12 protein-coding genes and 1 riboswitch are annotated in these 13878 nt (G+C 38.5%); of the genes, 5 read left to right on the top strand and 7 right to left on the bottom strand.

Going from position 1 to position 13878, the window contains the following annotated elements:
- Nucleotide 1: 1 nt before the first annotated feature.
- Complete coding sequence (moaA, locus tag FCS21_RS02640) at nt 2–973, bottom strand: GTP 3',8-cyclase MoaA (RefSeq protein WP_138620408.1); 972 nt, start codon at nt 971–973, stop codon at nt 2–4.
- Nucleotides 960–1158, bottom strand: a riboswitch (molybdenum cofactor riboswitch). Its footprint overlaps the gene before it by 14 nt.
- 226 nt (nt 1159–1384) lie before the next feature.
- Between moaA and moeA the strand changes: the two genes are divergently transcribed.
- Entirely contained in the window at nt 1385–2617 is a 1233-nt protein-coding gene (moeA, locus tag FCS21_RS02635) for a molybdopterin molybdotransferase MoeA (protein ID WP_138620407.1), read from the top strand.
- Nucleotides 2618–2652: 35 nt separating this feature from the next.
- Nucleotides 2653–3054, top strand: coding sequence for a hypothetical protein (locus tag FCS21_RS02630; RefSeq protein WP_138620406.1), 402 nt, complete (start codon nt 2653–2655; stop codon nt 3052–3054).
- A 123-nt stretch (nt 3055–3177) separates the two neighbouring features.
- On the opposite strand, the gene hemL is transcribed toward FCS21_RS02630, so the two are convergent.
- The 5 genes from hemL to FCS21_RS02605 all read right to left on the bottom strand — a co-directional run bounded on the left by hemL (nt 3178) and on the right by FCS21_RS02605 (nt 10165).
- The gene (gene hemL, locus FCS21_RS02625) at nt 3178–4461 is read right to left on the bottom strand and encodes a glutamate-1-semialdehyde 2,1-aminomutase (protein ID WP_138620405.1); all 1284 of its coding nucleotides are present in this window, start codon (nt 4459–4461) and stop codon (nt 3178–3180) included.
- Between the two features lie 43 nt (nt 4462–4504).
- The gene (locus FCS21_RS02620) at nt 4505–5515 is read right to left on the bottom strand and encodes an aspartate carbamoyltransferase (protein WP_138620531.1); all 1011 of its coding nucleotides are present in this window, start codon (nt 5513–5515) and stop codon (nt 4505–4507) included.
- Between the two features lie 137 nt (nt 5516–5652).
- Nucleotides 5653–7836, bottom strand: coding sequence for a trypsin-like serine protease (locus tag FCS21_RS02615; protein ID WP_138620404.1), 2184 nt, complete (start codon nt 7834–7836; stop codon nt 5653–5655).
- Nucleotides 7837–7955: 119 nt separating this feature from the next.
- Nucleotides 7956–8402, bottom strand: a complete 447-nt coding sequence (locus FCS21_RS02610) for a CopD family protein (RefSeq protein ID WP_171035614.1) — start codon at nt 8400–8402, stop codon at nt 7956–7958.
- Nucleotides 8402–10165 carry a chloride channel protein gene (locus tag FCS21_RS02605; protein WP_138620403.1) on the bottom strand — a complete coding sequence of 588 codons (1764 nt, stop codon included), beginning with the start codon at nt 10163–10165 and terminating at the stop codon, nt 8402–8404. The genes FCS21_RS02610 and FCS21_RS02605 overlap by 1 nt, the downstream gene beginning before the upstream one ends.
- 23 nt (nt 10166–10188) lie before the next feature.
- Here FCS21_RS02605 and FCS21_RS02600 point away from each other — a divergent pair, with 23 nt between their 5' ends.
- Together FCS21_RS02600 and erpA are read left to right on the top strand one after the other, a co-directional pair.
- On the top strand, nt 10189–10920 hold the full coding sequence (locus FCS21_RS02600) for a DUF6776 family protein (RefSeq protein ID WP_138620402.1): 732 nt from the start codon (nt 10189–10191) through the stop codon (nt 10918–10920).
- A gap of 189 nt (nt 10921–11109) precedes the next feature.
- On the top strand, nt 11110–11451 hold the full coding sequence (erpA, locus tag FCS21_RS02595) for an iron-sulfur cluster insertion protein ErpA (RefSeq protein ID WP_138620401.1): 342 nt from the start codon (nt 11110–11112) through the stop codon (nt 11449–11451).
- A 203-nt stretch (nt 11452–11654) separates the two neighbouring features.
- On the opposite strand, the gene FCS21_RS02590 is transcribed toward erpA, so the two are convergent.
- Nucleotides 11655–12875: an HD-GYP domain-containing protein gene (locus tag FCS21_RS02590; protein WP_138620400.1), complete on the bottom strand. Its 1221-nt coding sequence runs from the start codon at nt 12873–12875 to the stop codon at nt 11655–11657.
- A gap of 368 nt (nt 12876–13243) precedes the next feature.
- On the opposite strand from FCS21_RS02590, the gene FCS21_RS02585 reads away from it, so the two are divergent.
- On the top strand, nt 13244–13876 hold the full coding sequence (locus FCS21_RS02585; protein ID WP_138620399.1) for a tetratricopeptide repeat protein: 633 nt from the start codon (nt 13244–13246) through the stop codon (nt 13874–13876).
- Nucleotides 13877–13878: the final 2 nt, after the last annotated feature.

The raw sequence follows: 13878 nt of genomic DNA, 5'->3' as shown, positions 1-13878 counted from the left end.
GTTAACCTCCAAGCATAGCTAGGTGTTTGGTGGCACCCGTTAACTTTTCATGTAAAAAGTGAGTGGCTTTTTTATCGCCTAATAACGAGACGATCTTGGCTTGTAAAGGGGCACTGTCATCACTTTGTAATTCTTCGCGTAATGACAAGCCTTCATCACCAAATAAACATAAATGTAACTTACCACTAGAGCTAATGCGCAAGCGGTTACAACTATTACAAAAATCTTTAGAGTAAGGCATGATCAAACCAACTTTGCCTTGATAATCAGGGTGGTAAAATTCTTGTGCGGGGCCTGCGGATTTATGTTGAATAACCGGAAGCCAACCATCAAGAATTAAGTTTTGTTTAATGCGGGCACCTTGTACATGTTGCGCATCAAAAAACTCTTTATTATCACCTGTCTGCATTAACTCAATAAAACGTAAAGTAATAGGCGTATCTTTTAGCCAGTTAAGATAGCTTTGAATATCCTTACCGCTATACTCACGCATAAGTACCGTATTAACTTTGACTGAGGCTCTACCATCAGCGACCGCCATATCAATGCCTTTAAGAATAGTTTCTAGCTTATCGTGCCCTGTTATGGCATGAAATTTTCTAGGATCTAAACTGTCGATACTGATATTAATGGCATCAATACCAGCATCTAACCACTGAGGTAAATGTTCAGGTAACTTAAAACCATTGCTGGTAATAGCCACTTTTTTGATACCAGCGGTTTCCTTACAAAGACGAATAATGTCAGGTAGGTCTTTACGTAGGGCGGGTTCACCACCAGTAATACGGATCTTTTCAGTACCTAATTCGGCAAACGCTGTCGCGATACGCTGAATTTCAGTGAGTGATAAAAAGTCACGCGGTTGGTCGCACTGATAACCATCAGGCAAGCAGTAAGTGCAACTGAAATTGCACACGTCGGTAATTGATAGGCGCAGGTATGAAAACCTTCGGCCAAAATTGTCTGTTAGCATGTCACCTTTCCAAATGTCGGGAGGCTAACGTGTTTCCTTGTTAACCCTGGTAACTAAGGCATATTAAATACGCTTAGTTACGGCATAGCACAACATGAATACTTCGGATAAATTGGCATAAGCTGCCGTATTTTAAACAAAAATAAAGTAAAGTTAGCTGTGATAGCTCGGTGTTATAAAAATAGTGTTCAAAAAATAGTATATATCACTCTTAAGATAAGTGGTAAATTTTTTGTTGGCTCACTTTTTTGATTATAATCAAGAAAACAACAGTAATAGCACTATTAATGTTATTGGTACTTAAGCGATACTATCCTTAATGCGCTAAGTGTAATGAAATAATTTTAGTGATAAGTTAATTTAAGTGAAGCGTATTAACTAAGTACGTCAATGTATAATAAGTGAGTTTTTATGTCTGATTGTTGCACGGCTCCAGGGCTTTTACCTTTTGAACAAGCTTTAGCCAATATGCTAACGCAAGTCTCCCCGATAACTGAAACATTAACGTTACCTATTGAGCAAGCATTACACTATGTATTAGCGCAAGATATTGCTAGCCCTTTAAATGTGCCTCCTCACGATAATTCAGCTATGGACGGTTATGCTTTTGCACTTGATAGTTTATCGCAAAGCAAAACCTTAACGCTGGTTGGTCGCTCTATGGCGGGAGTGCCCTTTCAGGGACAATGCCAGCCTGGAGAGTGTATTCGCATTATGACCGGCGCTAAAATGCCTGACGGTTGTGATTCTGTAGAGATGCAAGAAAATGTCACCGTTGAGGGTGAACGCATCACCTTCTTACAAGAAAAGCGTCTTGGTTCACATGTGCGACATGCTGGTGAAGATATAAAGCATGGCCAACAGGTAATGCACTCTGGTGACAAACTTACTGCGGTTAGTATTGGCGTATTGGCTTCTTTAGGTATTGCTGAGGTAGTGGTTTATCGTAAATTAAAAGTTGCCTTAATTGCTACTGGCGATGAGCTTAAGTTGCCAGGGCAAGCATTACGCGTTGGCGATATTTATGAATCTAACAGTTTTGTGTTAGCTGCTATGCTTGCAAAACTGCATGTTGAGGTGATTAACTTTGGCATTATTACTGATGATTTTGAGGCAATAAAAGCCGCTTTTGTTAGCGCTGATGAACAGGCCGATGCGGTTATTTCTTCTGGTGGGGTTTCGGTTGGTGATGCCGACTATACTAAAACAGTGCTAGATGAGTTAGGCGAAATTGGCTTTTGGAAAATAGCAATGAAGCCAGGAAAACCTTTTGCTTTTGGCAAGTTAGCTAATAGCGTTTTTTTTGGTTTGCCGGGTAACCCTGTTTCAGCCTTAGTTACTTTTCATCAATTAGCCTTGGTGGCACTTACTAAAATGCAAAATGCACAACCTTTACAGCGAACGCAGTTAACGGCTACCTGCAGTAACGACTTGTATAAATCGCCGGGGCGGATGGATTTTCAACGTGCGGTCTTTAGCGTTAATGACTTAGGTGAAAATGTTGTCGATTCAACCGGTGCGCAGGGCTCTGGTATTTTATCGAGCTTAGCGCGTGCTAACTGCTTTATTATACTCCCAAGTGAGCAGGGTAGAGTAGCGGCGGGTGAAAAAGTAACGGTGCAATTATTTGATCATTTTCTTTAAGGTTTTTTATAAAGCTCTTTATAAGGTATAGCATTATGATCAAACATCAACTGAGTTTTGCGCAAGTAAATTTGTTAAATGAAAATTTAGCAGAAATTATTATTGACGCTAATGTTTTGATATCTTTAGAAATGGCTGAAGAGTATGAACAGTTTGTCGCTAAAAACCTCACGGATAACTATACAATTTTAGTTAATAAAATTAATCATTATGATTTTTCATTTGAAGCCAAGCTCAGTGTTGCCTCACATGAAAATTTAACGGCGATTGCTGTGGTTACCTATAATAATGAAAGTCAAAAATCGGTAGAAAAGGTTGCGGCACTGCGTCAACGAGATGGCTGGAACTTGAGAATATTTAACGGCCTAAGCTTAGGTCGACAAAAAGCATTACAATGGTTACAGAGTGAATTACATCGCAAAAAGCTAAGAAGCTAATATTTTGCTAAATAGTTATATAAAAAACGCCGTCAGTATTATTGACGGCGTTTTGGTTTTTTAGCGCAACTAAAGCTTATTTTTTAAGCCAAGTATAAAGCTTATTATTACACTGATTTTCTACTAGAGTTGAGCAAAACACTTATCGGCAGCCACTAAGGTTTTTTCAATAACTTCATCAGTATGAGCGGTAGAGACAAAGCCCGTTTCATAAGCTGATGGCGCAAGGTATACACCTTCCTCAAGCATTAAATGGAAGAAGCGTTTAAACATGTCCGCATCACATTGTGTTGCTTGTGCATAAGTAGTAATTGGGTTTTGATCTTCAGTAAAGAAAAATCCAAACATAGCACCTACATAGTTAACACTTAAACTTACGCCATTTCGTTCAGCAGCCGCTTGTAAGCCCATGGCTAATTTTTCAGTGGCATCGCTTAGTTGTTGATGTTTATTACCTTGCGCCAATTCAGTGAGTGAGGCTAAACCTGCAGCCATGGCAATTGGGTTACCCGATAAAGTACCCGCTTGATAAACAGGGCCGATAGGCGCTATATAGTCCATAATTTCTTGTTTACCGCCGAAGGCGCCAACAGGCATACCGCCACCAATCACTTTACCTAAGGTAGTTAAATCTGGCTTAATGTTATAAAGCGCTTGGGCACCCCCTAAAGCAACACGAAAGCCGGTCATTACTTCATCAAAAATTAATACACTGCCGTATTGATCACAGACTTCACGTAAGCCTTCAAGGAAACCTTCTACAGGAGGAATACAGTTCATGTTACCCGCAACAGGCTCAACAATAATACAGGCTATTTCATCAGCATATTGAGCAAAAATATCTTTTACTTCGGCAATATTGTTATAACCAACGGTTAGGGTATGTTTAGCAAAATCAGCTGGAATACCCGGTGAATTTGGTACGCCCATGGTTAATGCGCCTGAGCCCGCTTTTACTAATAAAGCGTCGGCATGTCCGTGATAACAACCTTCAAATTTTAATATTTTATCGCGACCTGTATAGCCACGTGCTAAACGAATGGCGCTCATAGTCGCTTCTGTTCCCGAGCTAACCATGCGTAAAGATTCCATTGAGGGGACTAATTCACGTACTTTTTCAGCCATGGTAATTTCAAGTTCGGTTGGTGCACCAAAACTTAAACCATTTTTAGCGGTATTAATAACAGCGTCAAGAATAGCAGGGTGATTATGGCCTAAAATCATCGGTCCCCATGAACCAACATAATCAATATACGCTTTATCATCAGCATCATAAATATAAGCACCTTGTGCGCGCTTTATAAAACAAGGAGTGCCGCCAACGCCATTAAATGCGCGTACTGGGGAATTAACACCACCAGGGATTATTTTTTGAGCTTGTTCAAATAATTGTTCAGATTTATTCATAATTTCTCTTCTAAAAAATCGTTAATAATAGGAGGCATAGGCTTTAGGTATTTTTATTCGTAAACCAGTTTACCGGTTTTTCATAATCGGTTAATTGATCTTCAACACCTAAGGTTAAAGCAAATAGTGCCATACGGACTAAAACACCATTTTGCGCTTGTCTAAAAATAGCGAGGTTGTCTAAATCGTTTAGATCGATATCAAGTTCGTTAGCTTCTGGGCGCGAATCACGCGGTAATGGGTGCATAATCACCGTGTTTTCTCGGCAATATTGTTGGTAAACACTTTTATTTAAACTAAAGTGTCCACGATACAAGTCTGCTTCATCTTTACTGGCAAAGCGCTCTTGTTGAATTCTGGTTTGATAGATAACATCAGCAGATAAATTACCCGCCATGGTTTCAGTTAAGATAACCTCATGACCCGCATCACTTAAGGTTGAAATAACGCTATCAGGCATTTGTAAAGCTTTTGGCGCGACCATAGTGACTTTTACATTGTTGTAAAGGCTTAATAATTTTGACAAAGAGTGTACCGTTCGACCATGTTTTAAGTCTCCCATCAAAACGATATCTAAATTATCTAAACCTTTATTAAAGTGCATCATTTCAGATTGGATAGTAAAAAGATCAAGTAAGGCTTGTGTTGGATGCTCATTAGCCCCGTCACCGCCGTTGATTACAGGTACTGTGCTCCCTTGTGCAAATTGTTCTACCGAATGCATTTGTGGATGGCGCATAGCAATAACATCAGAATAGCCACTAATGACTTGAGCAGTATCAAATAAAGACTCACCTTTACTTAGCGATGAGTTTTCTTGACCTACTGTTTCCCGGACAAAGCCGCCCAATAAATTAAAGGCAGTACCAAAGCTTACGCGAGTACGGGTACTTGGTTCAAAAAACAAGTTACTTAGTATGGCGCCATTGAGCACATGACAACGCTTTTGTCTTGACGCATAAGGAGCCATTTTCGCTGATACTTGCAATATTTTAGCGATAGCTTCACGGTCAAATTGTGATACCGACAGAATGTGACTGCCTTGGAATTTCATCATCTTGATTATTACATTGAAGGGTGAAAAATTTGCCAAGAATATAGCACAAAACAGCTAGTTTGTTAATGTTAATTAAGCGTCGAAAAAGGGTGACTTAACCTAAAAAACACTAACTGGCTTTTTTAGGTGGGCGTTTAAACACTTCGAGTTCGAGAGGTTAATAAAGTCAACATAAGCAAGAGAAAGTAAATACTACCGCCGCTAGATTTATTGTCTGTTGCGTCTTCCGCTAGCGCTGGTGAAGCAGGAGGAACACTAGCTGTTATGCTTGGCGTAAAAATCACATTTCTTAAATAACCTTGATCTTTACCGGCACTGGTGCCAGCATCTTTTTTATATAACCAGGTGATATTATGTTCACCACCAGCTAAGTTATCAAGCGTGACTTTAGTGTAAGTCACCTCATCAATATTGGTCGTAACGCCGCCAGAGATAAAGCTAGCTTGTTTACCATCGACAATTAAATACAGGGCATCAAAAGGATCGTTAGTGTTATTAGTATTTTCTTCACTTGAGACGGCCCACTCAAAGGATAAACTACCTGCGCCAAAAAAGTTGAGTAACACAGCACTTTGCTGATTATTGCCAATATTACCACTCTTTATTGCAGCTTCGGTATTATCGAGTATCCAAGGTTTATCGCCACCATTAAACCAACGTAATGTTGTTGAACCACCCGATAATTGGGTGTTGATGTTATTATCCTCGGCAAGCGCTTGTGCGCTGATAATACTGTGACTTGAAGGAATATTCCCACTGTCGATGATAATTCTCATTTTATGCAGTCCAACAGTCTTAGCATCAAAGTCTACTTGTAGCTGACAACTTTGCTTTGCCGCTAAGAACTTGCAAGTCTCAGCATTTAAGGTAAAGGCGCTACTACTAAGTTTTTCAGCTGATAAGCTGAAGGTTAGATTAGCGCTACTATTACTATGATTGGTGACAGTGAGTTGTGCTGTTTGTGCAGTATTTTGTGGGGTAATGGCAAAGTTATAACTAGGTTCAATGGCGATTCCTGTGGTAATACTCTTAATCCACGAGGTAAAGTTACCTACGCGAGTATAAACATCAGGAAAAGCAGCGACACCGCAACCAACGCCGTAGCTGACAATACCGAGCTGTTGCCAACCTAGATGAGTTGCTACTATTAATGGCCCGCCACTATCACCCTGACATGAGCCTTTACCGTTAGTTAAAGCTGCTCCAGTTGGCGGTTGAATAACTAAAGACTCAGCACAGATCATGCTATCGGTAATGCCAACTTGGCTTGCTAAATAAGTAATACCTTCCAATTCAGTATAAGCTTGCGCTAATTTAGTTTTACATTGTGAATTGGTTAATAAGGATAACTCCACTTGCTGTAATTTATCAGGTTGGCTATTGCCAGGCAGTTCATCTTTAGGGCCGTAAGGGATAATATTACCCCAACCAATAACAGTTACAGCGCTATTATTTAAGGCCAATTGCTCGCTAGTGGCATTATTAACTAAGCTAATAGCTTGCTGATCAGGATTAACGGTTTCTACAAGCTCAATTAGGGCGATATCATTATTAAAAGTAGTGTTTACCTTGTATTCAGGATGTATATAAATACGTTTTATAGCTTGGACACTTTCCGCGCCTTTACTTAGATCATCAGCTAAATCATAAGCACCGACCTTTACTTTTAAAAAAGTAATGTCGGCCTCGTTAATACTGACACCTTCAACACAATGCGCCGCTGTAAGTAACCATCTACCACCAATAAAGCTAGCACCGCAACTGGCGTTTTGGGCTATCGCTTGTTGTGCAATAACAGTGATGGTGGCAATACTATTAACTTTATTGAGCAAAGCAGCACCGTCAGTTTGACTGATAGCGACTACGGGTATGGTCCCTAAAAAATTTTCGCCTAAGGTACCATCTATCATGCCTGCCACATTATTATATATAATGGCTCCTATACCGCCACTTGCCTGACAGTTAGTTGCTTTGTCAGAAAAATCTATGTCACCACGGGCAATTAAGCATATTTTATTATTAGCCAGTGGGCATAAATTATCGCCGATGCCACAGTCAACTATTGCTGCGCTAACAGTACCTGTCGGGCTATTTAAAAACGCGTCATTAAGGTATTGGCTGCTCGTCACTGTTAAAGAGCTTGCTAGGCTATTTTGCGTAAAAATCAAAGCCGACATCCAAGGCCAATCGCCTGGAGTTGCAGACTCACCACCAACAATTTTAGGTTTAACGAAATTTGCTAATGGTAAGGTATTAGAGGCCTGTACTGACGAACAGAATACCGATAGTACTAAAATAATCATCAAAAAGTACTTCATTATCATGTCTCCAAAGTGGTAAAGCCCATTCGCTATAAAGGGTAAGTGCTTATTTTTTTGCTGGCTGGTAATACGTAGCCAACAATAAAAATAAGACAAATATGATAACTGTCGCAATATTACATCGGTTTAAGGTAAGCGAGTATAATAACGGCAAACAAGATTAATACAGGTATTTCATTAAAAATTCGGTAAAAACGTCCTGAACGTGTGTTTTGATCTAGGGCGAAAGTCTTAACAAGCTTGAAGCAATAGCCATGGTAAATAAATAGCGCAATGACTAAGGTTAATTTGATATGTAACCATTTAGCAGCAATAAACCAGCTAGTGCCATAAGCATAAATAATAGCGAGTCCAAGCAAGAGGGTCAAAATAGCAAAGGGGCTGACGAAATAAAGTAAGCGTCGTTCCATACCTTTAAGATGTTGTGCTATTTCAGTTGACTTGGTTTCTGCGTGGTTAACAAATAAACGTGGTAAATAAAATATGCCAGCAAACCAAGCCACCATAAAGCTAACATGTAAGGCTTTAAGCCAGAGGATATTGTTAATTAAAAATGAGCTCATTAATTGAGTTGTCCTTCTACTAAATAAATTCTAAGTTGTTCAAATGTTACCAAACCAATACAGTTGTTAACATCATTATGATAAAGGTATACCGCACCTGAACGTTGCTTTACTAAGGCTAAATAGGCTTCTGCTAACGTTACTTGATGATTTAATGGGATAAGCTTATGTAGTATTAAGTTTTGAGCAATAATACTGTCAACGTCAACGTCAACGTCAACGTCAACGTCAACAGTATTAGTATCAACACGCTCTGTATCCAATTGTGCCCAATAAAAACTATTCTCGGCACCGTATTGGTCAATATCAGCTTGGCTAGCGGGTTTTTTATTGATGACCAATTGTGACTCATGGCTATTCATTATCTCGCCGACCATTGTGCGCGTACTTGCCTGATCTAAAATCAATAAATTATCTTTCATTACCGCCAAAGCACTAATGTTTTGTAATGATTCTTCAATGGGGGGCTTTTGATAGAGCAAGTTTTGCGCATCTAATTGCATGGTAAAGATAGATTCATTTTTGCACACCTGCCGCGAGACAATACTGGCAATGGTAATGACTATCATGGCAGGTAAAACGAGTTCAAGCTGACCTGATAGTTCAACAACAGCAAGCAATGCTGCCAGTGGCGCGCTTAAGCTAGCCGCCATAAAACCAGCCATACCCATTAAAATAAAATCACTACCTAGGTGCTCACCAGGTAATATTTGTGTAACAATTGCACCAGCACAAGCGCCTGCGATGGCACCAATGCCTAACGTTGGCCCAATAATACCGCCAGGTATACCTAAGCCTAGTGCGAACATAGTCATTAATAACTTAGCAACTAATAAGCTTACTAGAAAACCTATCGATACGTTACTGGTTAAAGAAAGATCAATAGCACTTGCGCCAGTACCCATAGCAGCAGGAACAAAATAACCTAAGGCACCGGTAATTAGCGCGGCTAACATTAAGCGCGGCACTATATGGTATTTAACACTTTGTTTAATAATAACGACTAAATACTTATTAAAAAGTGCCGCTAATACTCCTAACACTATGGCTAATAACGCCAAAGAGAAATAATGAGGATGTTGCAGCGCCACTACTTGAAAATATTCAAAACTATGACTGGTGCCAAAAACGCTACGGGTAATTACAGAGCCGACAATAGCAGCGAGCATAACAGGGATAAAAATATGTGCTTTGTACTCACGCATAATCACTTCCATGACAAAAATTACTGCAGCTATTGGGGTATTAAAGGTTGCCGCAATACCTGCCGCAATACCGCAGGCACACAAGGTACGGATATTGTTATACGGAAGTTTAAGCATACTGCCTAAATAACTACTACATGCTGCGCCAAGATGAACAGCGGGCCCTTCACGACCAACAGAAAAGCCTGAAGCTAGCGCGATGGCGCTGCCCCAAAATTGATTGATAGTATTTTTAAAGGGAATAACGCCATGCGCTACTTTTAATCGATGCAGGACAAAAGGAATACCGGTACGCAAATATTTGTACCCGGTAAACCAAGCAATTAATAAGATAAGAATTGCGCCTATAATGGGCAAATCAAAACGACTTATCTCGTCTAAACTGTTATAGTTATCTGATTTTATTAGGTAGACTTGTTGAATAGCTTCAATAGTGAGGGTAAACAGCACTACCAATAAAGCTGAAGCGCAGCCACCAATAATAGCAAGCAAGCAAATTTGCCAAGAAGTATTTGGTAAAGCTAAGTGTTTTCTTATTGCTGCGATCGATATTATCATTACAGGATTATAATACTTTACAAATGAAATGGTTAGAAAAAATAAATCTTGGTGTTGTGGTTGCTCGTTTAGGTGCTTTTAAGTCGGCTTTGTTGTTATTAACGGTTATTGCTCTTTGTTTATTTACCGGATATCGCTTAGGAAATTATTATCATTATTTTCAAGTCACCAGTCTTGAACAGCAAAAGTTAAGACTAGAACAACTTTACCAACAACAAGAAGAAAATATAGCATTAATTCATACCTTAGAGGTTGAATTAGCGGTTGAACAATTGGCTAACAAAAAAGCACAAGATTTACTTAAAGCAGCCGCAGAAGAAAAGTTTGATCTGCAAACGCAATTAGCTTTTTATGAAAAAGTCATGGCGCCCGAAAAGAAATCAACTAGCTTATTTGTTGAAGACCTTAAAATACAAGCAGGCAAAAAGCCTAATACCTACCAGTTTCAAGTGACGTTATTACAGCAACAGCTAAAACGTCGTTATAGTAAAGGTTATATTGATTTAGTGTTTGAAGGGAGCGCTAACGAAGTCGGCGGCGATAAAGCAGTAAAGCTGAAACTAACCGATGTGTCGGCATTAAATAAAAAAGACGTAAGCTTTAGTTTTCAATATTTTCAAATGATTAGCGGTGAATTTACTTTACCAGCCAACTTTACTCCTGAGAATGTTGTGGTATCAACCATTTTAACTAAATCTCGTTGGCAAAAATATGCCAAAAATGAAACCAATCTAGCATGGCAAGTTAGTGAATAAGGCTAAAGGCAACAGCGTTAACGCTATGAGCACCTTATGATATAAAGAGCTATATAATAAAGTATATAGACAGGAATAATGTTGGTAACGAATAATACTTGATTAAATTAGTCAGGTTTAAGATAATTAGTCTTATTATTATTAATAACACTTTTTTTTAGCGTACTTTTTTGTACTAAGTAGAGCATCATGTCAGATCTAGAATTACCTATTAAATTTACCGACTCTGCCGCGAGTAAAGTCCTTTCGCTAATCACAGAAGAAGAAAATCCAGCGCTTAAGTTACGTGTTTATGTTACTGGCGGTGGTTGTTCAGGCTTTCAATATGGTTTCACTTTTGATGAAAAAGTTAACGATGGCGATATGACCATTGAAAAACAAGGTGTGATGATGGTAATTGATCCAATGAGTTTGCAATACCTTGTTGATGGTGAAGTTGATTATCTTGAAAGCTTAGAAGGCAGCCGCTTTGTAGTAAATAACCCTAATGCTACTAGTACTTGTGGTTGTGGCTCATCTTTCTCTGTCTAGTTACTAACATACTTCATTAGTAAAAATTGCTATGAGTATACCAATGCCGACTTATTGTCGGCATTTTTGTTTCTACATTCACTCTTGCCAGCTCAAGAATTTAGATCCCTTAATGCACTAGATTATAGTCGTAAAGAAGATACGCAAGTCACAGTTACGCTGTAAGCAGAGGGGAGTTAAGCAAGTATTGTTATTTAAGAAAATTAACCTTCCATGAGCAACATATCGACAATTTTGTTCATGTCTAGAGCGAATTCTTCGGCTCTTACTCCTTTGACAATAGAATCTTCACTCCCGGATAAATCAATTTCTTCTTTGTTAAGGAATTGATTTAGGTTAACACTATAAAAAGAATGGACCTGCGGATTAATGGGATCTTTATCATTACGGGCTTTTACCAAGGCTAATTTATTTGATTTTAATAGTACTAATGAACCCACGGGAAAAACCCCAACACATTTAATAAAATGATCAACTAAGTCGCTATCTAATTGCCCTTGTTTGGCTAGTTCACGTAAAATAGCAAAGGCTTTACCGTGATTAAAACCTTCTTTGTAAACACGTGTAGCGGTTAATGCATCAAAAATATCACAGATAGAAATCATACGACCATACAGGCTTATATCTTCGCCTTTTACTTGAAAAGGGTAGCCCTCACCATTGAGCTTTTCATGATGTAGTGCCGCCACTTCAAGACTAAGAGTGCTAACACCTGGCGTTGCTTTAATAATATTAATAGAATGATTTGCATGAGTTTTCATAATGGTAAATTCATCATCTGTTAATTTACCCGGCTTGTGGAGAATATTATCGGGTATTTTTATTTTACCAATGTCGTGCAAAAATGCGCCCATAGATAATTGTTCAATAATATCTCTTGCTAGCCCTAAATAACGTGCGAAAAGCGTAATGTAAATAGACACAGCGACAGAGTGCTCTAAGAGATACTCGTCTTTTTGTCTAATATTTAACATGCAGGCAAGTGAATCTGGGTTATTAAATATTGCATCGATTGATTTATTGGTGACTTCTACGACCGGAGATAGATGTAAAGTGCTGCCACTGAGCGCATCAGCAAATAATTTTTTTTGAATCGCTTTAGATTCATTAAAAATTTCTTTTGCTTGTGTTAATTCTTTATGGAGTTTTTGGTGTGGGGTAGTTTTTTTTTCTGTAGGGCTAAGAGCCTTTGCAGTATCGGCTGAAATGTGACCTAAAGTCATAGGTGCTGGTATTGCTTTTTTTATCAGCGTTTTACTGTCGTCAATTAACACACGATAAACTTTTTTACTGCTAAGTAGTTCGATAACGGCACCACTTTTAATATGTCCTGCGGCAGTTAAAGAGAAGTTTCCCTCTTGTTGAGTTATTTTCACCACATAATGGCCAACAATTAATTCAGCAATATCTTTTTCAATTAGCATATTAAAACCATCATAGATAAGTTAAGTAAAGCAATTAGCCAGAATAGTTACGTTGATGTTATAACGTGTATTATTACCGCTTCTGCGGATTTTTATTTAGTTATATCAATACATAATAGTTGATATTAGCATAGCCATGACTATTTAGAATCTTATAGTGCCACTAAAGCTGCTTCTATAATGGTTATAATCGCTATGCTGGCGCTAAAATTGCTTAATATTAATTAAACTTAAGTAAAGTAAATTTACACTAGTGACTTAAGTTATTAGTAGCTTACAGGTTATTTTAAATTAACGGTAATCTATACTGTTGTCTTGCCGATATAGTAAAGGCAGGTTTCGTTACAATTAACTTCGTTAGGATTTTTATGCATCAATTATCGATGGTCTTTATTTCTTTATTGTTATTATTGAGTTCTTCAGCATTTGCCATACAGAAAAACATACAAGCAGTACAAATTTATAGTGATGACCAATTGCTTGATTTAATAAAAGAAAACAAACATTTAAGTCAAGTAGTGCTTGATGAGTGTCAATTAGTGCAAGATATTGAAGCGCGAGCTAATAAAGCTAATATGCCTTCATACCAGTTTTTGTGGGGCGATATGCTCGCCTATGGTATCTGTGTTAAAAAAGATATTCCGTTAGGGCTACACTATATGAACTTAGCTGCAGACCAAGGTTTAGCTGAGGGTTTAGAGCAATTAGGTCGTTACTATCATATTGGTAAATTTATGCAGGTTGATATTGATCGCGCCATTGTTTATTTAAAAACAGCGGCAAGTTTAGATAACTTAGCGGCACAAATGCGCCTGGCTGCTTTGTATGAACAAGGTTACGGTAGCCCGTTAGATTATCCCGCGCTTTATTCACAATTACACCATTCGTTAACTGACGATAAAGCTACCCATAAACAAATTAGCGATTTATTAGCTAAACTTGCCAGTAAAATGCCAAATAAAGTCGTAGAACAAGCTAAAAGAACCCGTTATACAAATTAAGC

The organism is Colwellia ponticola, assembly GCF_005885605.1.
GTDB classification, from domain to species: domain Bacteria; phylum Pseudomonadota; class Gammaproteobacteria; order Enterobacterales; family Alteromonadaceae; genus Colwellia; species Colwellia ponticola.
Note: the sequence above shows the minus strand (reverse complement) of the source record. Positions and strands in the feature narration are given on the sequence as shown.